The following is a 25,018-nucleotide window of genomic DNA, read 5'->3' on the forward strand; positions in this document are numbered from 1 at the left end:
ATCCCGCCTCAGCTGCGCTTGGGCGCGCCTGCGCCGAGCGAGACGAGATCTAGCCGGAACACCGACCCGCGCGGATGCAGCTGGTATCCTTCCACATAGGCGCGCTGCGCCGCCAGGATGTCGAAGAAGACCGGAATCACCGACGGCACCTCCTCGCTCATCATCGTCTGGGCCCGCGCATAGAGCGCGGCGCGATTGGCATCGTCGGTCTCGCTGCGCGCCGCATTGACGATCTCGTCGAAGCGCGCATTGTTCCAGCGCGTCTCATTCCAGGCCGCATCCGAAGTGTAGAGCAGCTTGAAGATCGCGTCGGCGGTCGACTGCATGTTGTAGAAGCCGACGTAGAAATTGCCCTTCTTCCAGACCTGGTCGAGATAAGTTGCGTGCGGCATCGTCTGAACGTTGATACGGAAGCCCGCGGGCGCCGCCATCTCACGGATCGCAACACCGAGCTGCGTGCGCGTGTCCGGCTTGTCGGACGCCACCATCGTCAGGTCGATCCCGGAGGGATAGCCGGCATCGGCGAGCAGTTGCTTGGCCTTGGCGATATCGGGCTTCTTCAGTTTGCTGTCCTGATAGAAGCGGTAGGCGGGGCTCAGCGGCGTATCGTTGCCGGGCGTGCCATAGCCGCCGGCCACGAAGCCGGCCATGGCCTCGCGATCGATAGTCAGCGCCAGCGCCTGGCGCACGCGAACGTCGTTGAAGGGCTTCTGGTCGCAGCCCATGTTGACGTTCAGAAACTGCCCCGAGGGAATCCGCACCGCCTTGACGCCACTGGCCTTGCCGAGCCGGTCATATTCGCCGGGCGTGGTCGACAACATGAGATCGATGTCGCCCGAAATCAGAGCCGATGCCTCGGCCGTGCGGTCGGGATAGACGAGGATCTCGACGCGATCGAGTAAAGGCCGCGCGGGATCGTAATAGGCCGGGTTGCGCTCGACGACGATCTTGCGGTCCGGCTCGTAGGACACGAGCTTGAACGGCCCCGAACCATTCGCCTTGGTGGCAAGGCTGGCGAGATCAGCGGCAACGACCTTCGCAGGCACGATGCGCGCATTGTTGTAGGCGAGCGCGACCGGAAAATCGGCGAAGGCAACCGACAGTGTGAACCGAACGGTCGACGGATCGACGGCGACGACGTCCTTGATCGGGCCGACATTGGTGCGCGCCGGTGACGCGGTCTTCGGATCGAGGATTGCCTTGAAGGTCGAAACGACATCCTCCGCCGTCAGCGGCGAGCCGTCGTGGAAGCTGAGATTGGGCCGCAGCTTGAACGTCCACTCGGTGAGCCCCGCGCCGGCCTGCCAGGACAAGGCGAGGTCCGGCTCGACCGACATGTCCGGCTTCAACCGGGTCAGGTTGGAATAGAGCAGCTCGGTGATGAGGTATTCCGGATTGACACGCGCGAGCAGCGGATGAATGACCGCCGCGCCCTGATCGACCGAGATCCGCAACACGCCCCCGCGCTTCGGCGCCTCGGCGGAGAGAGAGACTTGCGGCAGAGCACCAAGCGCGAGCGCGGAGCCGGCAAGAAAATGGCGACGGGTCACGGACGGCATCAGGCGAAGTCCTTTTCAGGCGTGATGGCTTCGGGAGAGAGCTCGGGACGGAACTCGGCTGCAAGATAGGCGAGCACCGACTTTGCCAATGCGACGATGTCGGCGAGCGTCGTGGATTCGCCCAGCGCATGAATGCGGCTATCGGGCTTTCCCAGGCCCGTGAGCAGCACCTCCTGCACGCCCGTGGCCTGCTGCACCCAGCCGAAATCGGAGCAACCGGACGCCCCCCAGCGCGCGAAGTCTTCCGCCGCGTAGCCGAAGCCGGCCGACAGCGCCTGCTGCCAGCGCGGCCAATGCGGCCCGCCGGGATCGGATGTCGGCATCAGATGGCCGGTGAGGATGATCTCGACGTCGAGGACATCGGCGGCCCGCTGGATTGCCGCCTCGATCTCGCGGCGTGCGGTGGCGAAGTCCTCCTCGGGCGCATAGCGGCGGCATACGAGAATCTCGACCAGCGAAGGGATCTGTCCACCGCATTGGCCACCATGAATGGCTGAGATGTCCAGGCTCCCCGCGAGAGGTCCGGCTGCCTGCGGCGGTGGCGGCAATGCCGACGTCCGCTGCGCGATGACCGGTTTGAGGGCCGCGAGCGCATTGAGGATCGGCAGCGCCGCCTCGATCGCGTTGGCGCCGGCGCGGCGCTGCTCGCCGGCATGCGCCGGCTTGCCGTGAACCCGCACCGTGAGCGTGAACAGGCCGAAGCAGCCGGCCCAGATCCGCGGCATGGCGCTGCCGTTGAAGTTGAGGATGTGACCTTCGAGACGGCCCTGCTCGGCAAGGTAACGCACGCCGGGATAAAGCCCTGCCTCCTCGTCGGTGCACAGCAACAACATCGGATCATAGGCCAGCGGCAATCCGGTCTGCTGCGCGCCGCGGAGCGCGAGCAGCGCCGCCGCGATCGATCCCTTCATGTCGGCTGCGCCGAGTCCGATCAGACGATCACCGTCACGGCCCAGTTGCAGCGGATCGGTGGCCCAGCCTGGCGCAGGCGGCACCGTATCGACGTGGAAATAGAGCCCGAGCACCGGTTTGCCGGAGCGACGCCGTGCGACCAGATTGGTGCGCGATCCGTGCGAACCCGGTGCACGCCACAGCTCCTCCGGAACGATCACGCGCTCGCAATTCAGCGCCAGCGGCGAAGCAAGCTGTTCCATCACGTCGGCAAAGGCATCGTAGCCGGCCCCCGGCGGAAAGCTGGTGTCGACCGCCACCATCTTCCGCAGGTCCTCGACCGCCGTCTCGGCCATGGCGTCGATCGCGGCAAAAGCGCCGGCCAGACTGCGCGCGCCCCGGTCCGCTGGAATGCCCTCAGAAATCATTTGCGGTCTGCTCAATCCTATATTCTATATAGAAATAGAATTCACGACGCGGCATTTGTCAATTCCATGAAAAAGGCAGCTGTGGCCAGCAAAGCGGCAGACGGGGTCGGCGCGGGTCCCGGCGCGCTGCCGGTGCCGCTCTACGAGCATGTCAAGCGCCAGATCGCCGAGGCGATCCTGATCGGCGACATGCCGCCCGGCACGGTGCTGCCCGGCGAGGTCGCGCTCGCCAATCAATATGGCGTCGCCGTCGGCACCATCCGCCGCGCGCTGGCCGATCTCACCGCGGGCGGCATGCTGATGCGCCGGCGCAAGACCGGCACGGTGGTGACGGGCCGCGCGTCGCAGCATGGGCTCAGTTTCTTCTTCCAGTACTTCCGCCTGCTCGGCGCGGACGGCAGCCTGCTGCACTCGGAGGCCGAGGTGCTGTCGGTGACGACACGCGCCGCCGAACGGGACGATGCGGCGCTGTTCGCGGTGGCCGATGGCGAGCCGCTGCTGCATCTTCATCGCATCCGCCGCGTCGCCGGCGCACCGGTGCTGCATTCGCGGATATCGATGGTCGGGAGCCGCGTGCCGGGATTTGCGCGCGAGCCGAAGAAGGTCCCTGCCCTGATCTACCGCCATCTGCTCGAGGCCTATGGCATCCGGATCGCCGCGGTGCGCGAGAAGGTGACGGCCGAGGTCGCCACCAAGGAGGACCGCAAGCTGCTCGGCCTACCCTCTCCGAGCGCCGTGCTCGTGATCGACGAGGAAGCCTACGACCAGACCGGCGCGCTGGCGATCCTCAGCCAGCACCGCGCCACGACGGCGCAGCACTACTACTCGAACGAGATCCGCTGAGCACGCATCGCGTCAGCAGCCCCAGCGCAGCGCCGCGGTGTGCACCGGCGCGTCCCACAGCGCCAGCGACGCATCATCGAGCGCGGTCACGGTGAGCGAGCAGCCGGCCATGTCGAGCGACGTGACGTAGGAACCGACCAGCCCGCGCGCGATGGCGAGCCCGCGCCCTTCCAGGATGCGCCGCGCCGCATGGGCCATCACGTACAACTCCATCGCCGGCGTGGCCCCGAAGCCGTTGACCAGCAGCAGGCACGGCGTTCCCGGCTTCGCTGCGAGATCGGTTAGGATCGCGCCCATCATCTCCTCGGCGATGGCGTCCGCGGAGGCCAGCTTGACCCGGCGGCGGCCGGGCTCGCCATGGATGCCGACACCCATCTCCATCTCATCCTCGCCGAGCGTGAAGGTCGGCCTGCCGGCGGCCGGCACCGTGCAGGACGTCAGCGCCACGCCCATCGAGCGGGTGCGCTTGTTGACGTCGTCGCCAAGCGCCTTGAGCGCGTCGAGATGGCGGCCCTGCTCGGCCGCAGCCCCCAGCATCTTCTCCACGACCAGCGTACCGGCAACGCCGCGGCGGCCGGTCGAATAGGTCGAGGTCTCGACCGCGACGTCGTCGTCGGTGATCACGGTCGCGACCTTGCCCTCCATCATCTCCGCGGCCATCGCGAAATTCATCACGTCGCCTTCGTAGTTCTTGACGATGAACAGCGCGCCCGCGCCGGTGTCCACGGCCTGCGCGGCCGCGAGCATCTGGTCCGGCGTCGGCGAGGTGAAGACCTGGCCTGGACAGGCGGCATCGAGCATGCCCGGCCCGACGAAGCCGGCATGCAGCGGCTCGTGGCCGGAGCCGCCGCCGGATATCAATGCGACCTTGCCCGGCTTGAGGCTCTTGCGGCGTATGAACTTGTTGTCCTCACCAAGCGTGACGATGTCGCCATGCACGGCGGCAAATCCCTGCAGGCTCTCGGTCAGCACGTCGTCGACGGCGTTGATCAGCTTCTTCATGGCTTCCCTCCCGGCTCGGATTCGTCCTGGTTTTCGTTGGCAGAGATCAGCGCGGTGATGCCGCGCGCGACGCCGGTGATGATGCGGTCGGCATGGGCGTTGAGCGCGGGATCGCCGAAGTCCGGCAGCTCGACCACGAGCCGCCGCATCGGCCGCTGCGCCTCGGCCTCGTCCAGCCGGCCCGGATGCGCGGCGCGGTAGGCGGTCAGAAACGCCTGCTGCTCATGTGGCGAGAAGTGACAGATGTGGAAGATGGTCTCGAGATGCTGCAGCGGGATCGGCGTCGCATAGGCCGGATTGACGATCTGCGAGATGAAGCTGCGGTTCTTGCCGATTGCCTCCGCCAGCCGCTGCCGCGTGCCGGAGGGACGGCTGTCGATGACCGCGCGCAGGATCGCCTTGTACTCGGCAAGCGGGCTTGCGGCCCCCGATGCATCCGGCTCGCTCATGCGCCCTCTACTGACTTGGCGAGATCGAGTTCGCGGATCGCGGCCTTCACCAGCGGCAGCAGGCCAGGCGACACCGACAGCGCGCGGATACCGACCTCGAGCAAGGCGGGAATCGCCCTGACATCACCGGCGGCGTCGCCGCAGATCGAGACGTCCACGCCCCGTGCGCGACCAGCGCGCGCGACATGGGCGATCATCGCCAGCACCCCGGGATGCAGCACGTCGGCATAGTCGGCGACCTCGGCGCCGTCGCGCGAGGCAGCGGTCGCATATTGGGTCAGGTCATTGGTGCCAATCGAGAAGAAGTCCGCAGCGAAGTCGTGCGCTGCCAGCGCAGCGGCCGGGACCTCGACCATCATTCCGAAGGCCGGCGCGGCGAACGCAACGTTGCCGCCGGCCAATTCGGCGAGCACGGCGCGGAGATGGTCACGGGCCACGTCCAGTTCCGCTGCATTGGTCACCATCGGCAACATCACCTTGAGCGGTCCGAGCGCAGCGGCGCGGGCCAGCGCGCGCAATTGGACGCGGAAGATCTCGGGATGACGCAAGGACAGGCGGAGGCCACGCAGACCAAGAAACGGGTTGCTTTCGCCATCGATCGTGTAGCCCGGAATCGGCTTGTCGCCGCCGGCATCGAGCGTGCGGATCGTGACCGGCCGGCCTTCGGCCCAGCGCACGAGCTCGGCATAGGCGTGATATTGCGCCTCCTCGTCGTGAAGCAGGTTGCCGGTGAGAAACTCGGTGCGTGCCAGACCGATGCCGTCGCAGGCTGCCGCCGGAAGCAGCGTCATGTCGGCGGGGCCGGAGATGTTGACGAGGACGGAGACGCGGGTGCCGTCGCGCGTCAGTGCCGGTTCGTGCTGCCGCGCCCTTGCCTCCGCCCTGCGGCGCGAGACCGTCTCGTCCTCCGCCCGCGCGGCGGCGACAATGTGCGCGCCGGGATCGACGATGACGACACCGCGACCGCCATCGACCAGCAGATCCCCTGCCAGCGTCTCCCAATCGCCGCCGAGCCCGACCACCATCGGCACGCCGCGGCCGCGCGCCAGCATCGCGACGTGACTGGTCGGGCTGCCATCGCCGAGCGCGACGCCGCCGCCCCCGGTCCAGTCGATGGCGAGAAACGCCGATGGCGCCAGATCATGCGCGACGACGATCGCTCCTTTCGGCACTTCGCCGTTCTGCGGCAGGCCAAACAAGTGCCGCAGCACGCGGTCCCGGATGTCGCCGAGGTCGCTGGCGCGAGCACGAAAATACTCGTCGTCAGCGGACTCGTAGCCCGCGATCTCCTCCGCCATCGCCGCGCGCCAGGCCTCATCCGCAGCGACACCGCCCTCGATCTGAACGTAAGCCGCCTCCGTCAGCGCATCGTCTTCGAGCAGCGCGAGCTGAAAGCCGATTAGCTCGGCCGCGTCTCCCTCGAGCCTGCCGATCAGCTCGGCCACGGCCTCGCGTGCATGCGCGACCGCTGTGGCGAGCGCTGCATGCTCCTCGGCGATCGCCCCTTTCCTCCGGCTCGCACCCTCCAGCGCACGCAGGATCGCGGCCGGCCCAATGGCCAACCCGTCCGATGCCCCACGCCCGAAAACGCGCCGCTCCATCATCACTCCTCGTCGAACTTGCGGTCGACCAGATCAACGAGCGCCGCGATGGCCGCCTCGGCATCGGTTCCGTTGGCGCGAAGGAACAGCGTCTCACCCTTGGCCGCCTTGACGCGCATGATCTTCACCGGGCTCTTGGCATCGGTCCAGGGCCCGTCGGCGGCGATCGCGACCTCGATGCTCGACGCAAAGCGCTTCGCGAGCTGGGTCAGTTTGACCGAGGGCCGCGCATGCAGCCCGACCTCGTTGGTCAGCAGCGCATGCGCCTTCGCTTCCTGCATGCCGATCTCTCCACCGTCAGCCATCGTCGTTCCTGCTCATCCGCCCATCAGCTCTTCGGCGGTCGCGCGCACCGCATCGAGCGGCGAGCCGCCGGAGGCCTCCGTCGCCGCCATCACGGCGCCTTCGACCAGCGGCGCATTGCAGATCACGATGCGCTCGCGCCGCTCCTCCGGCATCATCTCCACCGCCATCTCGCTGTTGGTCTCGGCGCCGCCAAGATCGACCAGGATCGCAACGCCCGACTCCGACCACGCCCTGTCGATCGCGCCCATGATGGCGCCGACATCGGTGCCGAGCCCGCCATCGGCATTGCCGCCGACCGCTGCGAGCGGCACGCTGTCGCCGACCATCTGCCGGACCATGTCGGCCGCGCCCTCCGCCACCTTGGCGGAATGCGACACGATGACGATGCCGACATTCTTCTGCTCATTCATGCTCGGGCCTCATTGAAGACGCTGCAGATCGCCTGCACCAGCAGGCTGGACGAGCGCGCGCCGGGATCCATGTGCCCGATCGAACGCTCGCCGAGAAACGAGGCGCGGCCGCGGATCGCCAGCATCGGCACCGTCGCATCGGCAGCTTCAGCGGCGATCGCGGGCAGCCGGGAACCGAGATCGTCGCCACCGGCCGCAAAAGCCGCCTGCACGGGGATCAAGACGTCGAGCATGGTCTTCTGACCTGCTTCCGACTTGCCCCGTGCCTTGACGTCCGCGATGGCGCGACCGAGCGCCGCCGCCGCGTCGGCGGCAGAGGGCTCTGATGGCAGCGCCTTGCCAAGTCCCATCGCCAGCGTGCCGTAGAGCGGACCGGACGCGCCGCCGACCTTCATCACCAGCGCCATGCCGACCGCCTTCAGGGCCTCCGGAAGGGGCTTGGCGGAAATGTTGTCCGCATCGGCGAGCACGGCCTCGAAGCCACGCTTCATATTGAGGCCGTGATCGCCGTCGCCGATCGCCGAATCCAGCGCGGTCAGCTCCTCGGCATGGGCGATCATGGCATCCGCCATCGCCACGATCAGCTTACGCTTGAACGCCTGGTCCATTGTCTATCTCACCCGCTGGCCCGCCCGGTCGAACAGCAGCGGCCGGGTGAACTCGATAGCGACGGAGTCGCCGACTTTCAATTCCGTATCGGGCTCCACCAGGCTGACGATGGTCTGGTCCTGCAGCGTGATATGCAGATGATTCTGATCGCCGAGATGCTCGATCCATTTCACCCGCGCGTCTGCACGGGTCTCGGCGCGCCGGACCGTCATGTGCTCGGTGCGCGCGCCGATCGTCGCGACGTCGCCCGGCATTGCGAGATCCGGGAACAGCCGACGCGGCAGAAGATTGATGCCGGGGCTGCCGAGCCGGGTCGCCACATAGGTATTGTCCGGATCCTCATAGACCTCCCGCGGGCTGCCGACCTGCACCAGACGGCCCTGGTCGATCACGCCGATGCGGTTGGCGAGCGTCATCGCCTCGATCTGGTCGTGGGTGACGTAGAGCATGGTGGCGCCGAGATCCTGCTGGATGCGCTTGAGCTCGATACGCAGCTCCGAACGCAGCTTGGCGTCGAGCGAGGACAGCGGCTCGTCGAGCAATGCAATCGCAGGCCGGCGCACCAGGGCACGGCCGATCGCCACGCGCTGCATCTGGCCGCCCGAGAGCTGAGTGGCGCGATTGCCGAGCTTGTCCTCGATCCGCAGCATCCCCGCGACGTCACGGACGATGCGCTTGATCTCGGCCTCCGCAATCTTGCGCACCGGCGAGCGCAGTGGAAAAGCCAGATTGTCGTACACCGACAGATGCGGATAGAGCGAATATTGCTGGAACACGAAGGTGACGTCGCGCGCGGCCGGCGTCGCCTTGGTCTGGTCGACGCCACCGATGGTGATGCTGCCGCGATCCGGCTGCTCGAGGCCCGCTACCAGGCGCAGCGTCGTGGTCTTGCCGGCACCGGTCGGCCCGAGCAGCACCACGAGCTCGCCATCACGGATGGTCAGCGACAAATCCCGCACCGCCGGCTTTGGGCCGAACGACTTGCTGACGACGTTGAGCCGCGTCTCAGCCATGATGTCGTCCTCCTCTCACCGGCTGTTCATACAGCGCCGTGCGGACCGCACGGCCCGTGGCGGCGTCGAACAGCGACAGCCGGTCGGCGCGGAAGCTGAGCCCGACCGGCTCCGCACGCGCCACGCGGAGCGCCGCGGGCGCGCGTGCCTTGACGGTGCCGTGCGCCGTCGTGACGGTGATGATCTGGGTGGTGCCGAGATATTCGGTGCCAAACACCTCGCCGCGCAGCCCGCCTTCGGCGCTGAGCGTCACCTGCTCCGGCCGCACGCCGAGAACCAGCTCGTCGCTCCCGGCATCCTCGCGCAGCTCGGGCACGCCGATCTCGGCACCGTCGATGCGCACGCAGTTCGTGCCGGCGCCAAGTCGGCCCGCGAAGCGGATGAAGTTCATCGCCGGCGAGCCGATAAAGTCCGCAACGAACATGGTGGCGGGACGGTCATAGATCTCCTGCGGCGTTCCGAGCTGCTCCACGACGCCGCGATTCATCACGGCGATCTTGTCGGCCATCGACATCGCCTCGAGCTGGTCGTGCGTGACGAACACGGTGGTGGCCTTGAGCCGGTCGTGCAAGGCGCGCAGCTCGCCGCACATGATGTGCCGGAACTCCGCATCGAGCGCGCCGAGCGGCTCGTCCATCAGGAACGCCTTGGGCTCGCGGACGATGGCGCGGCCGAGCGCGACGCGCTGGCGATCGCCGCTCGACAACCCGCTGACCGGACGGTCGATCAGATGGTCGATGCGCAGGATGCGCGCGGCTTCCTCGACCCGCCGCCGGATCTCCGCCTTGGGCACGCCCATCGAGACCAAGGGAAAGGCGATGTTGCTGCGCACGTTCATATGCGGGTAGAGCGCGAACAGCTGGAACACCATGGCGATGTCGCGTTCACGCGCACGGCGGAAGGTGACGTCCTCGCCGCCAAGCCTGATCGTGCCCGAGGTCGGCAGCTCCAGGCCTGCGATCATGCGCAAGGTGGTGGTCTTGCCGCAGCCAGACGGACCGAGCAGGCAGAAGAACTCACCATCGGCGATCGTGAAGCTGGTGCCACGCACGGCGGCGAAGCCGCCGAACTCCTTGAACAGATTCTCGATCCGGATCTCGGCCATGGCGTCAGTCCGGAAACTTGGAGACGATGGTGAACATCACGACACCGGCGAGCGTGGTGATGAAGGAATAGGTGTAGAGCACCAACGCGAACGGCTGCAGCAGCATCAGCACGCCGGCAGCAATCAGGATCGTCGCCAACGTCTCCATCGGGCCGCGCCGAAGCGCCCGTGGCCAGCGCGTAGCCGCGACATCGGCAGGCCTATTTCGTATCGACCGGCTCATTTGCGCACCGCTCCGAAGGTGATGCCGCGCAACAGGTGCTTCCTCAGCAGCACCGTGAACACGACGATCGGGATCAGGAACAGTGTGGTGCCGGCAGCGACCGCCGGCCAGTCCTGGCCGCCCTCGCCGATGATGATCGGAATGAAGGGCGGCGCGGTCTGCGCCGTGCCCGAGGTCAGAAGCACCGCGAAGGCATATTCGTTCCAGGCGAAGATCAGGCAGAAGATCGCGGTGGCGACGATGCCGGTGGTGGCCTGTGGCAGCACGACCTTGAAGAAGGCTTGCAGGCGGGTGTAGCCGTCGACCATCGCCGCCTCCTCGTATTCGCGCGGGATCTCGTCCATGAATCCCTTGAGCAGCCAGACCGCGAGCGAGATGTTGACGGACGTATAGAGCAGGATCATGCCGAGCCGCGTGTCGGACAGGCCGAGCTCGCGATACATCAGGTAGATCGGGATCGCGACCGCGATCGGCGGCATCATCCTTGTCGACAGGATGAAGAACAGGAGATCATCCTTCAGCGGCACCTTGAAGCGCGAGAACGCATAGGCCGCGAGCGTGCCGAGCACGACCGACAGCGCGGTCGAGCCGAATGCGATCACCAGCGAGTTGACGTAGCGCGGGATGTAGTTCGACGGACCCGCGACCACCATGTTGCGGCCGCGCGAGATGCGGTCGCACAGATCGGCCGCCGGCGGCAGCTTGGCCATGTATTCCGGGGTCTGCCGCGTCCGGGTCGTGAACAGGTTGCAATAGCCCTCCAGGCTCGGCTCGGCGACGAGCTTCGGCGGATAGGCGATCGCATCCGACGGCGACTTGAATCCGGTCATGAAGATCCACAGCAGCGGCACCAGGGTGATCAGCGCATAGGCGATCACCACGGTCGCCGCGATCCGCTTGGTCAGCGGCGAGGGATCGACAACGGAATGGGCGGTTGCGAGACCGGTCATCGGCTTTTCACCCGGTTGAGCGCCTTGACGTAGATGTTGGCGAGACCGAACACGGTGACGAACAGAACGATCGCGAAGGCCGAGGAATAGCCGGTGCGCCACTTCTCAAAGGCCTCCCGCTTGAGCGTGATCGAGGCGACCTCGGTGGTCGAGCCGGGTCCGCCGCCGGTCAGGAGGTTGACCATGTCGAACATCTTGAAGTTCTCGATGCCGCGGAACAGCACCGCCAGCATGATGAAGGGCAGCGCCATCGGCAGGGTGATCGACCAGAACTGCCGCCACGGCGAGGCGCGGTCGACCTCGGCTGCTTCGTAGATGTAGTCGGGAATCGAGCGCAGACCGGCAAGGCAGATCAGCATCACGTAGGGCGTCCACATCCAGGTGTCGACGATGACGATGGCCCACGGCGCGAGCGGCACTTGCGCCAGCATCTGGAAAGACGATGCCGGCGCGCCGGTCGCGGCAGCGATGACGTAGTTGAAGAGCCCGATCTGCGGCTGGTACAGGAACGTCCAGAAATTGCCGACCACGGCCGGCGACAGCATCATCGGCAGCAGAATCAAGGTGGTCCACAGGCCGTGGCCACGGAACTTCTTGTCGATCAGCCAAGCCAGCGTGAAACCGAGCACGGTCTGGATCAGGATGGTCCAGAACACGAAGCGCGCGGTCACCGTCATCGCCGCCCAGACGTCCGGATCGGTCAGGATCGACTGGTAGTTGGCGAGCCCGACATCGAGCACCGTCGCATTGGGCCGGTTGGCGCGATAATTGGTGAACGACAGCCGGATGGTCCAGATCAGCGGGAAGATGTTGATCGCGAGCAGCAGCAGCATGGTCGGCGTGATGAACAGCCAGGCGATGGCACGCTCGGAGAGGCCACGCACGCGCCGCGCCACGGCGGGCGGCGTCACCAGGGCGGCGCGGTCGACGAGGCTGCTCAGTCCGGTCTGGTCGGTCATGCGAGGGGCTGCTTCACTGGCTGCTTCTGGCTGGCGGTGAGACTGGCTGGTCCGCCCGGCAAGCCGAAGCTCGCCGGAGGGATCGTCGTGGCGCGTCCCGCTTGCACGCGAGATGCCGCTTCCATCAGAGCTTGCCGTCCTCCTTGAACACCTTGGTCCAGTCGGCGATCAGCCCGTCGAGCGCGCCCTTGGCGGTGCCCTGGTCGGCGACGACATAGTCGTGGACGCGCTTCTGCATCGCCAGCAGGAGCTGGGCGTAGGACGGCTCGGCCCAGAAATCGACCACCTGGTCCATCGCCACCAGGAAGTCGGCGGCGAACGGCGCGGTGTTCTTGAAGTTGGGATCGTTGAGCACGCCCTTGTGGCAGCTGTAGCCGCCGAGCGCCCACCACTTCTTCTGGGTGTCGAGCGAGGCGAACCACTTGATGTAGGCCAACGCCTCGGCGCGGTTCGGCGAATAGGCCACCACCGAGATGCCCTGCCCGCCGAGCTGCGAGCCCTTCTCCTTCTGCGCGGGGTTGACGAAGAAACCGATCTTGTCGCCGCCGACATTGGGGTCCTTGTAGAGGCCCGGGAAGAAGGCGAACCAGTTCATCTGCAGCGCGACCTGGCCGGACTTGAAGGCATCCAGGCCCTCCTGCATGTAGCCGTTGGAATAGCCGGGCGGCGTGCAGCACTTGTACAGCGCCTTGTAGAATTCGAGGCCCTTCACCGCGTCGTCGGAGTTGACGAAGCCCTGCATGTCATACGGCTTCTTCGGGTTCTGATACTTGAAGCCGAACGGATAGAGCGCGTTGGTGACGCCCATGGTGATGCCTTCCGAACCGCGCTCGGTGAAGATCGCCGCACCGTAGACGGTCTTGCCGTCGATCACCCGCTTCTGGAAGAACTCGGCGATGTCCTTCAGCTCTTCCTGCGTCTTCGGCACCTCGAGCTCACGGCCGAACTTCTTCTTGAACTCCTCGCGGATCTCCGGCCGCGCGAACCAGTCCTTGCGATAGGTCCAGCCGTTGGCGTCGCCCATCGCCGGCAGCGCCCAGTAGTTCGGCGAGCCCTTTGGCCATTCGGCGTAGCCGGCGACGGTGGCGGGCATGAAGTCGGATATCTTGATGCCTTCCTTGTCGAAGAACTCGTTCAGCTTGACGTATTGGCCGTTCTCGGCGGCGCCGCCGATCCACTGGGAGTCGCCGATCATCAGATCGCACAGCTTGCCCTTGGAATTGAGCTCGTTGAGCATGCGGTCGGCGAAGTTCGGCCACGGCACGAACTCGAACTTCATGTTGACGCCGGTCTTGGCGGTAAAGTCCTTGGACAGTTCGACCAGCGCGTTGGCCGGATCCCAGGCGGCCCAGCACAAGGTGATCGTCTTTCCCTCGGCGCGTGCCGGCGCGGACGCGCCGAGCACTGTCGCGGCGGCGACCGTCGCCGTCAGTGCAAATGTCTGCAGCAACTTCATCTGGCACTCCCTCCCTGTTGGCGCCGCCCCTGCCTTTGCGCTGATGACGGCGGTGTTGGCCCGCGGCGAGAGGCGCCGTCACAACGACAGCGCGAGCCGCAAGCGTTTCCTCATGGTCCCGGATCGGCCGTCCGAGTTAAGTATTTTGTTTAGTAGATTGCGAATGACTAAACATGTCAAGCGCATTTCCTCGCAATTCGCAGCGCATCATGTTTAGCGACTGCGGTAAGCAGCTCATTGGATGAAGATTTCCTGAGATCGCGCCCCCACAGCTTTCCAGCGCGGCGGCAACGACAACGGCCCACCCCAACCCCAGGCTGCGTTCGCGCCATCAGGCCTGCGCGAGCGTCACGCCGCAGCTCACCCGGCCGTCAGCGATAAAGAAGCGTCCGGCGAGACGAGCAACGGCGGCCGGCCAGTCCTCTTTCATGACACGCGCCTCGAACGTGCCCGCCGCCCATGCGATCGCGAGCTCGACATCCTGGAAATCCAGGAAGCCGCGCGTGAGCGGGTACTGGCATTTGTAGTAGGCTTCCTTGGCGCTGAAGATCACGATCGGCAGCATCGGCTGCAGCGCATCGGGCTGGGCGCGAAGCCATTGTCGCTCGGCCGGCGTGAGCACGAGATCGCGCATCGACGGATCGAGCTCGCGCAGGTCCTCGACATCCAGTCCAAGCGACGGGACATCCCTGCTTCGGGCCACGGCAACAGCGCAGTAGTCGGCGCAATGCGAGATGCTTCCCACATAGCCCGGCGGCCACACCGGCGCGCGATCCGGCGTTGGGACGAGCGCGACCGGCGAAGCTCCGAGCGAGGCCAGCGCCCTGCGCGCCAGGATCCGCGCGGTCGCGAACTCGGCGCGCCGCTTGGCGACCGCGGCTTGGATGTGCGCGCGCTCTTCCGAAAACAGCTCATCCTCCGCCAGCGAGAGGCTCGATGCGGCAACCACGACCGGACCGTCAAACAGCTCTGCAATCGCCTTCATCGCCAACTCTGCACGCGCTGCCTCTTTTGCGGATCGGCCCTGACCAACACGGATCGGCCGGCCACCACTCTACACGATGCGGCTGCTCCGAAACCGATCTCGAACGATTCAACATGACATCGCGATCTCGCGGCGTGTTTCGCCCGAGCTTTGCTTCCGTTCGTCCTCCTCTCCAGCGAGAAGAGGCGCAAGGAAGGCCGGGAGCCTGCCGCCCCCATGGCCCCCGTGCGGAAAGAATGCACGGGGCAGGAACCACAGGTTCGGCTGGGACATCCCGGCCTTCCCTGCGCGATGGTTTGACGGCTTATACGTGATCTCCCCGGGGACCGGCTTGATTGCCCCCGTCGCCGACGGATCATCATGACCGCCGACTTGGCGCCAGCTTCGGGGCGCCAGGACCACACGATTTCGCCGTCGCATCGTTCCGTTCGTCCGCGCAATCGAGATCACGCTGCGGACCGACACGCCCATCGCATCCCCGGCTCGACGTTCGTGACGATCGCGAAACGTCCCTCTTCAGCGAGCCGGGATGCGCGGAAATGTGGAGGTGATTTGCCCGACGGTGCAAGTGATAAGTGCGCGACAAACTGGCACGACGGGCAGTTTGGACATGACACGCATGCGGCAACTGCCCGTCGGGTGCGGGACCTTTATCGCCGAGGCAGCGGCGCGCCGCGCGGGCCCGACTCGGATCAGGCCGGCCGCCGGCCGCCGCCCAGCAGGAACAGCGCCGGCAGCATCAGCACGGGGCTGAGAATGGCCGACAGAAACACGCAGCCCCAGAAGCCCATGCGGGAGTCGCGGCCGAAATAGCCGCTCAACAGGCACAGCAGCACATAGATGATGATGACGAAGGCAGACATCAGGCGATGCTCCTCATGCTGGCGAAAACGGTGGGCGGCGCGGAGCTAGCGGGCATTCTGCACCGGAGCCGCCGGAATGGGAGATCCCTGCCGTACCGGCGCGGGCGGCGTCCCGAGGGGAGTCATGCGGGCCTGTCCTGGCAGGTCGACGCCGCTCGGATTCTCCAGGACGTCCCGCGGCGGCTGTTGGATCTTGGGGAAGCTGAGCTTGGTGCTGTCGAAGTCCATGATCGAGGGGTTCGGCGCTGTGGCGCTGCCTGACGAGATATCCGAGCCCAGGATGAGCGGCATCTGATTGGCGCCGCCGCCGACCACGACGACCTTGCTGTTGTTGGAGCGGGCGAGGTCCAGCGTTGCCTGGATGCCGGTCCAGGTCAGCACGTCCTTCGACAGCGACCGCGACACCGTCGCATAGTAATTCTCCAGGCCGATGGCCTCGATGCGCTGGCGCTCGGCCTCCGAGCGGGCCCGTGCAAGGATGAACTCATAGGATGCGGCGTACTGCTCCTGCGTCAGCTTGTCCTCGATCGCCTTGCGCATCCCGTCGGGAAGCATCACCCGGGTCACGACCATGTCGTCATAGAGCAGGATCGTGCTCTTGGGCTCGCCGCGCAGGGCGTCCAGCATCTGGCCGGTCAGGAGCTCGCTGTCGAGCGTGTAGAGGCGATGGCTGTCGAACTTGCCGATCACGCGCCTGATGACGCCGAGTGCCACCGGCATGACCAGGCGATTGACGTAGTCGGTGCCGACCTCCTTCAGGAGCCGGGGCGCGGAGTTGGCATCGACGTGGAAGATGAGGTTGGCCTTGACGTCGACGCGCAGGCCTTCGAGGCTGAGCGCCTCGACGTCGAGCGCCAGCGACTGGACGCGCGTCTCGAACAGATACATCCTGTTCCAGGGCAGCTTGAGCGCCAGCCCCTCGCGATAGACGTCGTTGATGACGGTGCCGCCGCCGAGCAGGCTGTAAAGCACACCGACATGGCCTGCGGGAACCACGACGATCACGGTCCGCCACAGCAACAGGACCAGCAGGCCGGCGAAGGCGATGGTGCCGACGACATAGGCTTCGATGCGATCGCGCAGTCTGCCGCGCGTCGGCCTGAGCGGAGACGGCGAGTTGCGAAGGCTGCGATCGGGATAGGCCACGCTCATGTCAAAGCCTCGGCTTGCTCGAGCCGGCCGTCCCGCATCGTGAGAACGCGATCGCCCATCGAGAAATAGCGATCATCGTGGCTGATGACGATAACGGCCTTGCCGCGAGCCCGCAAGTCGGGAAGGATTTCGGTATAGAAGCGGTGCCGGAACGACGGATCCTGATCGGCGCCGACCTCGTCCAACAGGTAGATCGGCCGGTCCTCGAGCAAGGCGACGATCAGCGCCAGCCGCTTGCGCTGTCCGGTCGACAGATCGAGCTGGGTGAAGCCGCCGTCGCGAAACGCCGTCTTCTCGGCCAGTCCGAAATCGGCCACCATGGCATTCACCTTGGCCGGATCGATCGTGCGCGCGCCGTAGAAGCGATCGAACAAATGGAAGTCGGCGAAGACACAGGAGAACAACTGGCGATATTTGCCGCGCAGGGCATGGTCCACCGGCTCGCCGTCCCACAGGATGACACCGCCCGCGGGGTCATAGAGGCCGGTGAGCAGGCGCATCAGGGTCGACTTGCCGCTGCCATTGCCGCCGATCAGGTAGGTGATCTGCCCGGGTCGAACGACGAGGTCGCACGGCCCGAGCGTGAAGCTGGGCTTGCCGTCGCGGCCGGTGTGCGAATAGGTGATCGCGCGCAGCTCGACCCGCTCGAACACCTGATGCGCGGCATCGGGTGACGGCTCGGGCTCGCGCGCGGCGGCCAGCAGCCGCTTCTCCATGTCGAGCAGATGCTCCATCGACAGGTTGGCGCGTGCCAGCACCGCGGCCGAGCGCAAGACGTTGTCGAGCGACGACAGCATGAACAGCACGGTGTAGAGAACCTGGAGAACCGTGCGGTGCTCCTTGATGTAGCCCGGCAGGATGAAGACCACCGCGGCGAGCAGGCTGTAGAAGCCGATATAGGAGATGCTCATGCCGGAGGCGATGTGGTCCATCGCGACCGTATTCTTGACGTCGATCTGCTCCGAGGCCGGCAGCAGATGATCCTGCTCCAGGTCGTAACCGCGCGCGGCGTTCTGACGCACCTCTTTGAAGCCGTGCAGCAGATGGCCCATCAGGTCGAGGAACCGCGTCTCCTGCGCGCTCGCGGCGACCAGGGCCGCCCGCGAGCCACGCTGGCTGTAGCGGTAGAAATACACGGTCACGACGAAGGCGAACACCAGCAGCATGATCGCGAACAGCGACAGATAGGCGATGTAGGCGCCGAGCAGCAGGAACGTCATCGCCGAGATGATCCCGGTGACGATCTGCGGCGCGGCGTCGGAGATCAGGATGGTCTCGCGCGCGACCACGTCATAGATCCGGTCGACGCCGGTGTGCTCCAGCGCCTCGAGCTCGATCCGCCGGACCAGCAGCACGTAGTTGTCACGAATCTGGCGCAGGATGGCCTCGCTGAGGGCCGTGACCATGCGCATGGAGTAGCGGTGCGAGCCGATCACGAGCGCCGCCAGGACCAGGAACAGCAGCACCATCTCCAGCGCCGGCCCGTCGCTCGACTCCGGCGCGGTGGCCGTGTTGGTGACGACCATCAGCGCGCCCATGGCGAAGCTGGTCAGCACCATGCCTGCGATCAGGCGAAAGCGGATGGGACCCGCGGATGCGAGGACGAAGCGTATCAGGTCCAAGGTTCAAACCGCCTTCTGTCCACGCTGAAATCCCTCAACGCCCCGATGCCGACGGCGGGCGCAGCACTCCGCCACAAAACAGCGCCGGCGATCACGACGAAGCTCGTCCGGCACATCGGGCAACATCGAATCCTGCTGCAACGTGTTTGATCACAACCAGCGTCCAGGGCAAAGAGGGCACGGCAAGGCTGACAAATAAACCAATCGGACAATACGCAACCTGATCGAACTGCGGCTCAGGACGGCTCCGCGACGAAGCGGTCGGCCAGCAGCTCCGACAGCACCGCCTCAGCACGATCGGACAAATAGAAGTGCCCGCCCGGAAAATCGCAGCGGCGAACCGGCCGGAGTGAGACACGATCCCATCCTGCGATCCGCTCATCCGCCGTCTGCGGGTCATCGCGTCCGCGCATGACGGTGAGATCGATGTCGAGCGGATCGGGCGATGGAATGCGATAGCCGAGCACGGCCGCGAAATCGGCGCGCAGCGCCGGCGCGATCAGCTCGCGCAATTCCGCGACCTCCATCACGGCCGGCGGAATGCCGCCGTAGCGGCGATCGACGGCGATCAGAAACTCATCATCGGCCAGCGTCATGAAACCGGTATCTTGCATTGCAAGATCGGGGGATTCCCGGCCGGAGACCGCCAGACGGAGCTCGGGCGCATATTCCGCACGGCGAAGTCCCCGAGCCGCTTCGAGCGCCAGCAGCGCGCCCATGCTGTGGCCGAACAGCACAGTCGGCAGATCCGGCCTGGCGAGCAGCGCGCGGACGACCTCCGCTGCGGACTCCACGATGTCGCGACGCGGCTCCTCGCCAAGGCGCGTCTCCCGACCTGGAAGCTGGACCGCCAGCACCTCGACATCGGGCGGCGCCAGATCGGGCCAACGCCGATAGAATGACGCGCCGCCTCCTGCCGGCCCGAAGCAGACCAGCCGGCGGCGGGCCGCAGGTCTCGGCTTGAAACAAAGAAGCCACTCATCAGCAAACGAATGCTGCCAGCGATCAGGCATCGATCAACCCACTTCAAATTTGTTGCATATTATCATGACAGGCCGATGCTGCCGCACCTCCAGATGCGGCCGCGCCGACGATGCTCACAGGACAATCGAGGGGATTCCCATGAATCCGCACCTCATTGTGCATTGCCCGCACCTCTCAGCCGCCTTCGGCGTTGCTACGTCCTGATAAGTCTAAGCTTCTTTTGATCGGTCTCTCGACATCCGTATCAATCACCTGGACATTATCTGGTGACAGTCCGCGAGAAGCGAGCGGACGGCCCTTCCAAGGGAGGTGGAAGGATGGTACCTTTCAACTAATAATTGGGAATCAATCATCATGACAAATTTGGCTGCTAGCGACCAAGCTGTTTCCCCCGCCCCCGTGTCCCCCGAGCATCACAAGCAGGCGCTGGCGATCGTCAAGCGCAACGCCGGGTTTGGTGCCATCACCGGACTCATCCCTTTGCCTTTGCTCGATGTTTTCGCGCTGACAGGTATTCAGATCAAGATGATCAGCGAGCTCGCCGAGGTCTATGAAATTCCGTTCAACGAGAACGCCGTGAAGTCGTACGTGGCCGCCTTGATTGGCGGCATCGTGCCGGTCAGCCCGCTGTCCGGCGTCGCGATCCGCGCGGCCCGCTACGTTCCGTTCATCGGTCCACTGCTCGGCATCGCCGTCGTGCCGGCATTCGCCTCGGCGCTCACCTGGGCCATCGGCCGGGTCTTCGTCAATCATTTCGAAAAGGGCGGAGATCTGTTGTCGGTCGATCTCGAGACGATGAAGGAGCAGGTCAAGCGCGGATTGACCCGCAAGGGCACGACCGCCGAGACGGCGACCGCTTAAGCCGCTTGCACACGGCCGCCTGCTGCGGCCGCTGATCTGCATCACCCGTACCGCGCGGTTCAGGGAACGCCGTTCTATGCCCTTGGTGTCGACATGGTGAATGTATTCGACGACGAGAACACCGTCTTCGTCGTGCTGGTCAACGACGAGGAGCAGTATTCGCTCTGGCCGCAATTCAAGGACATCCCGACTGGATGGCGGCAGACCGGACCGACGGGCGGCAAAGCGGAATGCCTCGCGTTCATCGAGGGTGCCTGGACCGACATGCGGCCGCTCAGTCTCCGCCGCCAGCGAGATGCCGCCGACCCGTCTGCAGCGTGACGCATCGTGAACGATCGATGGGATCCATCCCGCGCAGAATCGGAGCGCCTGCCGGCTGAGGACAGCCCGATCGAGACTCCGGCCGCCGGCAACGGCGACGAACTCCAGCGCAAGCGGCAACTCGCGGCCGAACTGTTGCGCCGACGCGGGACCGAGGCGGCTCATCATCCCCTGTCGTATGGGCAGCAGGCGCTGTGGTTCCTGAATCAGCTGGATGCCACCAGCACCGCCTATCACGTCGCATTTCCCATTCGGCTTCGCGGCGCGGTCGATGTCGCAGCGCTGCGGCAGGCCATGCAGGATGTGATCGAGCGCCACCCTGCCCTGCGCGCCACCTTCGCCTGGCGTGGCGGGACGCCGATCCAGACCGTCTCGCCGCGCGCGGCCGAGCTGCGCCACGTGCAGGTCGCAGACCCGGCTGCCCTCGATCGGGCGGTGCAGGACGCCTACGAAGAACCGTTCGACTTCGAGCGCGGCCCGCTGTTCCGGGCGGTGCTCATCAGCCGCGGACGCGAGGATCACGTCCTGCTGCCGCTGGCTCATCACATCGTCATCGATGGCCAGTCGATCGTCATCCTGCTCGACGAAATCGGACGCAGCTATCAGGCACGGGCCCGCGGCGAGGTCCCTCAGCTCCCTCGCGTGGAGCGCAGCTATGCGGATTTCGTGCGCTGGCAGCGCACGATGCTCGGCGGGGCGCGCGGCGAGCAGCTGTGGTCGTACTGGCAGTGGCTGCTGTCCGGCGAGCTTCCCGTGCTCGACCTGCCGCTCGATCATCCGCGGCCGGCGCAGCGCCGCCAGCGCGGCGAGCAGATCGACCTCGCCATCGCGCCGGAGCTGCTTGTACGGCTCAAGGCGCTGGCGCGACGCCACGAGACCACGCTGTCCGTCGTGCTGCTCGCCGCCTACAGCCTGCTGCTGCACCGGTTGAGCGGGCAGGACGACATTCTGCTGGGCTCGGTGGTGGCCGGGCGCACCCAGCCGGCCTTCGATCCGACGGTGGGCTATTTCGTCAACACGGTCGTGCATCGCACCCGCTTGGTGGACGGCCAGAGCCTCGCCGCCTTTCTCGACGCCACGAGACGGGCGGCCGCCGAAGCGGCGGAGCATCAGGACTACCCATTCGCGGTGCTCGCTCAGCGGCTGCAGACGCAGCGCGATCCGGCGCGGACCCCTGTCTACGAGGCCTGCTTCAACTTCCTGCAGTTGCGCGGACAGCATGCCGTCCAAGGGCTCATCGCGCCGCTGGCGGATGACGGCTGGAGCACGTGGGGCGGGCTGGCAGCGCGCGTCTACCAGTTTCCGCAGCAGCTCGGGCAGTTCGATTTCGTGCTCGAGCTGTATGAGGCGAACGAGGCGCTGTTCGGCAATTTCAAGTTCAATCCGGATCTGTTTGCCCGGACGACGGTTGCGCATTGGGCCGGCGCGTTCGAGATGCTGCTGCGCGGGCTCGTCGATGACCCCGCAATCCCGGCGGCACGGCTGGCGCTGGCCGCCCCCGATCTGGCGCGGGCCGATGGTCCCGGCGCGCCCCCCTGTCTCACGGCGGTCGCGCCGCGCGAAACGCTTGCCACGCGGTTCGCGACCGAGGTCCGCCGCATCCCCGACGCGATTGCCATTCGCACCGACGACCATACGCTCACCTATCGCGATCTCGACCGCCGCGCCAACGCGCTCGCGCACGACCTGATCGCGGCCGGGGTCCGGCCGCAGGACCCGATCGCGCTGCTGTTCGCCTGCTGCTGTGAATTCGTCATTGCCGTGCTGGCGGTGCTGAAGGCCGGCGCGACCTATGTTCCGCTGGAGCCGGGCCAGCCGAGGGATCGGCGCGATTTCATCCTGCGCGAGACCGGCGCCCGCTTTGCCCTGGCCGCGCCCGCGCTCGTGGCCGAGCTCGCCGGCCATGGCGGCCTCGGCATTCTTTCACCTCGTCCCGACGCCTTCGATGATCGGGATCCCGGCGTCGCCGGCGCGGCCGATGATCTTGCCTATGTCATGTTCACGTCGGGCTCGACCGGCCATCCCAAAGGCGTCGGCATCAGCCATCGCAACATCCTCTCGCTCGCGGACGACCCGGTCTGGCACGACGACGGACCGCAGACGATCCTGCTGCATTCCAATCCCGCCTTCGATGCCAGCACCTTCGAGCTGTTCGTGCCGCTGCTCCACGGCCACACGATCGCGATCGGACCAACCGGCGCATTCGACGCGCGCCGGCTGGCCACGGCCATCCGTCAGCATGGCGTCACGCGCCTGTTCCTGACCTATCAACTGTTCGCAGCGATCGCGGAGGAGCATCCCGACTGCTTCGACGGGGTGCACGAGGTGCTGACGGGTGGCGAGACCGTGTCGCCGGATGTCGTGCGCCGCGTGCTCGAATACAGCCGCACGGTGGTCTCCAACGCGTATGGTCCGACGGAGACCACGACCTTCGTCACGCGGCATGCTCTGTCTGACGTGGCCGCGATCACGTCACCCCTTCCGCTCGGGCGCACTCTTGCCAATCGCTCCGTCGTCATTCTCGATGACGCCCTCAATCCGCTGCCGCCGGGCGTCGTGGGCGAAGTCTATGTCGCGGGCGCGAGCTTGGCACGGGGCTACATCAATCGTCCCGGATTGACGGCGGAGCGCTTCATCGCCGATCCATTCGGACCGCCGGGCACCCGGCTGTACCGCACCGGCGATCGCGCCCGCTGGCGCGCCGACGGCACGCTCGAGTTCCTGGGACGCGCCGACCATCAGGTCAAGATCCGCGGCTTCCGCATCGAGCCCGGCGAGGTCGAGAGCGCGCTGCGCCGTCACGACGGCGTCGCTGCTACCGCCGTGGTGCCGCAGGAGCATCCGCAAGGGCGGCGCCTCGTCGCCTATGTGGTCGGCCGCGACGGCGTTGCGCCGTCCATCGCAGAGCTGTGCAGCCATCTCGGCAGCCTGCTGCCAGATTACATGGTGCCTTCGCTGTTCGTCACGCTCGATGCGCTGCCGCTCACCCCCAACGGCAAGCTCGACCGCAAGGCGCTGCCCGAGCCCGATCTCGCTGCTGCGTCCGAGACACCCCATCGCGCGCCACGCTCCGCCACCGAGCAGGCGCTTGCCGCGATCTGGGCCGAGCTGCTCGGCCACGACAACATCGGCATCGACGACAATTTCTTCGCGCTCGGCGGCCACTCGCTGCTCGCCACCCGCCTCGTCTCCCGCCTGCGCAGCCAGTTCGGCCGCGAGCTGCCGCTGCGCCGGCTGTTCGAGCAGCCGACCATTGCCCGCCTCGCCGCCTGCCTCGACGGCGAGACCGGCGATCAGGCCACCGCCTTCGTCGCCGTGCCCCGTCCGGTCGACCTGCCGTTGTCCGCCGCCCAGACCCGGCTCTGGTTCCTGGATCAGCTCGAAGGCGGCTCGGCCGCCTATCTCATTCCCTTCGCGCTCGACCTCGATGGCGCGCTTGATCCACAAGCGCTCGATCGCGCGCTGAAGGCCCTGGTCGCACGCCATGAGAGCCTGCGCAGCACGGTCGAGCTCAAGGCCGATGCGCCGGTGCAGATCATCCGCCCGGCCGGCGCCTTCCGCCTGCTGCACGACGACCTCTCCGATCTCTCGCCCGCCGACCGCGACGCCGCGCTCGCCGCAAGACTCGACGGCCTGGTGCAGCACCGCTTCGATCTGTCGCGCGACCTGCCGCTGCATGCGGTGCTGGTGCGGCTCGCTCCCGAGCGCCACGTGCTCGCGGTGGTCATCCATCACATCGCCTTCGACGGCTGGTCGTCCGGCATCTTCTTCGGCGAGCTGGCGCGGCTGTATGCGGCCGCCCGCAACGGCACGGTTGCGAGCCTGCCCGAGCTGTCGGTGCACTATGCCGACTACGCGCTGTGGCACCGCCAGCTGCTGGCCGATCCCAACGGTCCGATTCCGCGCGAGCTCGCCTACTGGCGCACGGCGCTCGCCGATGCGCCGGCGCGGCTCGAACTGCCGCTCGACCTGCCGCGGCCGGCGACGCCGCGCCATCCCGCGGGCTTCGTGCATCTGCGCCACGAGGCCGGCGAAGTCGCGGCCTGGGAAGCCTTGGCGCGCCGCCATGGCGTCACCCTGTTCATGGTGCTGCACGCCGCCTTCGCCACCGTGCTGGCGCGCTGGAGCGGCAGCGACGACATCAGCATCGGCACCCCCATCGCCAACCGCACCCGCCGCGAGTTCGAGGGCCTGATCGGCTTCTTCGTCAACACGCTGGTGCTGCGGCTGCGGCTCAGTGACGATCCGACATTGGCCGAGCTGCTCGCGCGCGCGCGCGAGACCGATCTCGCCGCCTTTGCGCACCAGACCCTGCCGTTCGAGCAACTGGTCGAGGAGCTGCAGCCGCAGCGCCAGCTCGGCATCAGCCCGCTGTTCCAGGCGATGCTGGCGCTGCAGAACGCCGCCGCCTTCCGCGCCCCCGACA

At 66.5% G+C, this 25,018-nt stretch carries 23 protein-coding genes; 4 read left to right on the plus strand and 19 right to left on the minus strand.

Annotation, left to right across the window (positions count from 1 at the left end; translation table 11 throughout):
- Positions 1–8 precede the first annotated feature (8 nt).
- Together ACQR10_RS07440 and ACQR10_RS07445 are read right to left on the minus strand one after the other, a co-directional pair.
- Positions 9–1,559: an ABC transporter substrate-binding protein gene (locus ACQR10_RS07440; protein ID WP_316215589.1), complete on the minus strand. Its 1,551-nt coding sequence runs from the start codon at positions 1,557–1,559 to the stop codon at positions 9–11.
- Positions 1,559–2,878 (minus strand): M20 family metallopeptidase, encoded by a 1,320-nt coding sequence (locus ACQR10_RS07445; RefSeq protein ID WP_316215588.1) that lies wholly within the window; start codon positions 2,876–2,878, stop codon positions 1,559–1,561. Before ACQR10_RS07445 ends, ACQR10_RS07440 begins: the two co-directional genes overlap by 1 nt.
- 66 nt (positions 2,879–2,944) lie before the next feature.
- On the opposite strand from ACQR10_RS07445, the gene ACQR10_RS07450 reads away from it, so the two are divergent.
- A complete protein-coding gene (locus ACQR10_RS07450; RefSeq protein WP_316183478.1) occupies positions 2,945–3,721 on the plus strand; it encodes a GntR family transcriptional regulator in 777 nt (258 codons plus the stop codon).
- A 12-nt stretch (positions 3,722–3,733) separates the two neighbouring features.
- Here the strand turns inward: ACQR10_RS07450 and dhaK are convergent, their stop codons facing one another.
- The 17 genes from dhaK to ACQR10_RS07535 all read right to left on the minus strand — a co-directional run bounded on the left by dhaK (position 3,734) and on the right by ACQR10_RS07535 (position 19,439).
- Entirely contained in the window at positions 3,734–4,723 is a 990-nt protein-coding gene (dhaK, locus tag ACQR10_RS07455) for a dihydroxyacetone kinase subunit DhaK (RefSeq protein WP_316215587.1), read from the minus strand.
- A complete protein-coding gene (locus tag ACQR10_RS07460) occupies positions 4,720–5,172 on the minus strand; it encodes a hypothetical protein (RefSeq protein WP_315800392.1) in 453 nt (150 codons plus the stop codon). The genes dhaK and ACQR10_RS07460 overlap by 4 nt, the downstream gene beginning before the upstream one ends.
- Positions 5,169–6,773: a phosphoenolpyruvate--protein phosphotransferase gene (ptsP, locus tag ACQR10_RS07465; protein WP_316215586.1), complete on the minus strand. Its 1,605-nt coding sequence runs from the start codon at positions 6,771–6,773 to the stop codon at positions 5,169–5,171. The genes ACQR10_RS07460 and ptsP overlap by 4 nt, the downstream gene beginning before the upstream one ends.
- Before the next feature lie 2 nt (positions 6,774–6,775).
- Positions 6,776–7,078, minus strand: coding sequence for an HPr family phosphocarrier protein (locus ACQR10_RS07470; protein WP_315712559.1), 303 nt, complete (start codon positions 7,076–7,078; stop codon positions 6,776–6,778).
- A gap of 12 nt (positions 7,079–7,090) precedes the next feature.
- The gene (gene dhaM / locus ACQR10_RS07475; protein ID WP_316183475.1) at positions 7,091–7,489 is read right to left on the minus strand and encodes a dihydroxyacetone kinase phosphoryl donor subunit DhaM; all 399 of its coding nucleotides are present in this window, start codon (positions 7,487–7,489) and stop codon (positions 7,091–7,093) included.
- On the minus strand, positions 7,486–8,097 hold the full coding sequence (dhaL, locus tag ACQR10_RS07480) for a dihydroxyacetone kinase subunit DhaL (RefSeq protein ID WP_316183474.1): 612 nt from the start codon (positions 8,095–8,097) through the stop codon (positions 7,486–7,488). Before dhaL ends, dhaM begins: the two co-directional genes overlap by 4 nt.
- 3 nt (positions 8,098–8,100) lie before the next feature.
- Positions 8,101–9,111 carry an ABC transporter ATP-binding protein gene (locus tag ACQR10_RS07485; protein ID WP_316215585.1) on the minus strand — a complete coding sequence of 337 codons (1,011 nt, stop codon included), beginning with the start codon at positions 9,109–9,111 and terminating at the stop codon, positions 8,101–8,103.
- On the minus strand, positions 9,104–10,216 hold the full coding sequence (locus ACQR10_RS07490) for an ABC transporter ATP-binding protein (RefSeq protein ID WP_316215584.1): 1,113 nt from the start codon (positions 10,214–10,216) through the stop codon (positions 9,104–9,106). Before ACQR10_RS07490 ends, ACQR10_RS07485 begins: the two co-directional genes overlap by 8 nt.
- A gap of 4 nt (positions 10,217–10,220) precedes the next feature.
- Entirely contained in the window at positions 10,221–10,439 is a 219-nt protein-coding gene (locus tag ACQR10_RS07495; RefSeq protein ID WP_316215583.1) for a hypothetical protein, read from the minus strand.
- Complete coding sequence (locus tag ACQR10_RS07500) at positions 10,436–11,389, minus strand: carbohydrate ABC transporter permease (protein WP_316215582.1); 954 nt, start codon at positions 11,387–11,389, stop codon at positions 10,436–10,438. The genes ACQR10_RS07495 and ACQR10_RS07500 overlap by 4 nt, the downstream gene beginning before the upstream one ends.
- Positions 11,386–12,348, minus strand: coding sequence for a carbohydrate ABC transporter permease (locus tag ACQR10_RS07505; RefSeq protein WP_316215581.1), 963 nt, complete (start codon positions 12,346–12,348; stop codon positions 11,386–11,388). Before ACQR10_RS07505 ends, ACQR10_RS07500 begins: the two co-directional genes overlap by 4 nt.
- A 124-nt stretch (positions 12,349–12,472) precedes the next feature.
- The gene (locus ACQR10_RS07510; RefSeq protein WP_316215580.1) at positions 12,473–13,804 is read right to left on the minus strand and encodes an ABC transporter substrate-binding protein; all 1,332 of its coding nucleotides are present in this window, start codon (positions 13,802–13,804) and stop codon (positions 12,473–12,475) included.
- Positions 13,805–14,135: 331 nt separating this feature from the next.
- Complete coding sequence (locus ACQR10_RS07515; protein WP_434863579.1) at positions 14,136–14,789, minus strand: 4'-phosphopantetheinyl transferase family protein; 654 nt, start codon at positions 14,787–14,789, stop codon at positions 14,136–14,138.
- A gap of 692 nt (positions 14,790–15,481) precedes the next feature.
- On the minus strand, positions 15,482–15,652 hold the full coding sequence (locus ACQR10_RS07520; RefSeq protein ID WP_315800403.1) for a hypothetical protein: 171 nt from the start codon (positions 15,650–15,652) through the stop codon (positions 15,482–15,484).
- Between the two features lie 45 nt (positions 15,653–15,697).
- On the minus strand, positions 15,698–16,804 hold the full coding sequence (locus ACQR10_RS07525; protein WP_434839069.1) for a prohibitin family protein: 1,107 nt from the start codon (positions 16,802–16,804) through the stop codon (positions 15,698–15,700).
- Positions 16,801–18,426 (minus strand): cyclic peptide export ABC transporter, encoded by a 1,626-nt coding sequence (locus ACQR10_RS07530; protein WP_434848220.1) that lies wholly within the window; start codon positions 18,424–18,426, stop codon positions 16,801–16,803. The genes ACQR10_RS07525 and ACQR10_RS07530 overlap by 4 nt, the downstream gene beginning before the upstream one ends.
- 236 nt (positions 18,427–18,662) lie before the next feature.
- Positions 18,663–19,439 (minus strand): thioesterase II family protein, encoded by a 777-nt coding sequence (locus tag ACQR10_RS07535; RefSeq protein ID WP_316215579.1) that lies wholly within the window; start codon positions 19,437–19,439, stop codon positions 18,663–18,665.
- 280 nt (positions 19,440–19,719) lie between these two features.
- On the opposite strand from ACQR10_RS07535, the gene ACQR10_RS07540 reads away from it, so the two are divergent.
- From ACQR10_RS07540 to ACQR10_RS07550, 3 genes are all read left to right on the plus strand, one after another.
- Positions 19,720–20,271 (plus strand): YcjF family protein, encoded by a 552-nt coding sequence (locus ACQR10_RS07540; RefSeq protein ID WP_315800407.1) that lies wholly within the window; start codon positions 19,720–19,722, stop codon positions 20,269–20,271.
- Between the two features lie 93 nt (positions 20,272–20,364).
- The gene (locus ACQR10_RS07545) at positions 20,365–20,592 is read left to right on the plus strand and encodes an MbtH family protein (protein ID WP_315800408.1); all 228 of its coding nucleotides are present in this window, start codon (positions 20,365–20,367) and stop codon (positions 20,590–20,592) included.
- Positions 20,593–20,598: 6 nt separating this feature from the next.
- Positions 20,599–25,018, plus strand: a 4,420-nt coding sequence (locus ACQR10_RS07550) for an amino acid adenylation domain-containing protein (protein ID WP_434911909.1), incomplete at its 3' end; no start/stop codon positions are given.

It is taken from the genome of Bradyrhizobium sp. HKCCYLRH2060, from assembly GCF_051168135.1.
Classification (GTDB): Bacteria; Pseudomonadota; Alphaproteobacteria; order Rhizobiales; family Xanthobacteraceae; genus Bradyrhizobium.

Excerpts from the sequence above, each read along its gene's own strand:
- ACQR10_RS07440 (WP_316215589.1), bottom strand. The coding sequence starts at position 1,559 with ATGCCGTCCGTGACCCGTCGCCATTTTCTTGCCGGCTCCGCGCTCGCG.
- ACQR10_RS07445 (WP_316215588.1), bottom strand. The coding sequence starts at position 2,878 with ATGATTTCTGAGGGCATTCCAGCGGACCGGGGCGCGCGCAGTCTGGCC.
- ACQR10_RS07450 (WP_316183478.1), top strand. The coding sequence starts at position 2,945 with ATGAAAAAGGCAGCTGTGGCCAGCAAAGCGGCAGACGGGGTCGGCGCG.
- dhaK (WP_316215587.1), bottom strand. The coding sequence starts at position 4,723 with ATGAAGAAGCTGATCAACGCCGTCGACGACGTGCTGACCGAGAGCCTG.
- ACQR10_RS07460 (WP_315800392.1), bottom strand. The coding sequence starts at position 5,172 with ATGAGCGAGCCGGATGCATCGGGGGCCGCAAGCCCGCTTGCCGAGTAC.
- ptsP (WP_316215586.1), bottom strand. The coding sequence starts at position 6,773 with ATGGAGCGGCGCGTTTTCGGGCGTGGGGCATCGGACGGGTTGGCCATT.
- ACQR10_RS07470 (WP_315712559.1), bottom strand. The coding sequence starts at position 7,078 with ATGGCTGACGGTGGAGAGATCGGCATGCAGGAAGCGAAGGCGCATGCG.
- dhaM (WP_316183475.1), bottom strand. The coding sequence starts at position 7,489 with ATGAATGAGCAGAAGAATGTCGGCATCGTCATCGTGTCGCATTCCGCC.
- dhaL (WP_316183474.1), bottom strand. The coding sequence starts at position 8,097 with ATGGACCAGGCGTTCAAGCGTAAGCTGATCGTGGCGATGGCGGATGCC.
- ACQR10_RS07485 (WP_316215585.1), bottom strand. The coding sequence starts at position 9,111 with ATGGCTGAGACGCGGCTCAACGTCGTCAGCAAGTCGTTCGGCCCAAAG.
- ACQR10_RS07490 (WP_316215584.1), bottom strand. The coding sequence starts at position 10,216 with ATGGCCGAGATCCGGATCGAGAATCTGTTCAAGGAGTTCGGCGGCTTC.
- ACQR10_RS07495 (WP_316215583.1), bottom strand. The coding sequence starts at position 10,439 with ATGAGCCGGTCGATACGAAATAGGCCTGCCGATGTCGCGGCTACGCGC.
- ACQR10_RS07500 (WP_316215582.1), bottom strand. The coding sequence starts at position 11,389 with ATGACCGGTCTCGCAACCGCCCATTCCGTTGTCGATCCCTCGCCGCTG.
- ACQR10_RS07505 (WP_316215581.1), bottom strand. The coding sequence starts at position 12,348 with ATGACCGACCAGACCGGACTGAGCAGCCTCGTCGACCGCGCCGCCCTG.
- ACQR10_RS07510 (WP_316215580.1), bottom strand. The coding sequence starts at position 13,804 with ATGAAGTTGCTGCAGACATTTGCACTGACGGCGACGGTCGCCGCCGCG.
- ACQR10_RS07515 (WP_434863579.1), bottom strand. The coding sequence starts at position 14,789 with ATGAAGGCGATTGCAGAGCTGTTTGACGGTCCGGTCGTGGTTGCCGCA.
- ACQR10_RS07520 (WP_315800403.1), bottom strand. The coding sequence starts at position 15,652 with ATGTCTGCCTTCGTCATCATCATCTATGTGCTGCTGTGCCTGTTGAGC.
- ACQR10_RS07525 (WP_434839069.1), bottom strand. The coding sequence starts at position 16,804 with ATGAGCGTGGCCTATCCCGATCGCAGCCTTCGCAACTCGCCGTCTCCG.
- ACQR10_RS07535 (WP_316215579.1), bottom strand. The coding sequence starts at position 19,439 with ATGCCTGATCGCTGGCAGCATTCGTTTGCTGATGAGTGGCTTCTTTGT.
- ACQR10_RS07545 (WP_315800408.1), top strand. The coding sequence starts at position 20,365 with ATGGTGAATGTATTCGACGACGAGAACACCGTCTTCGTCGTGCTGGTC.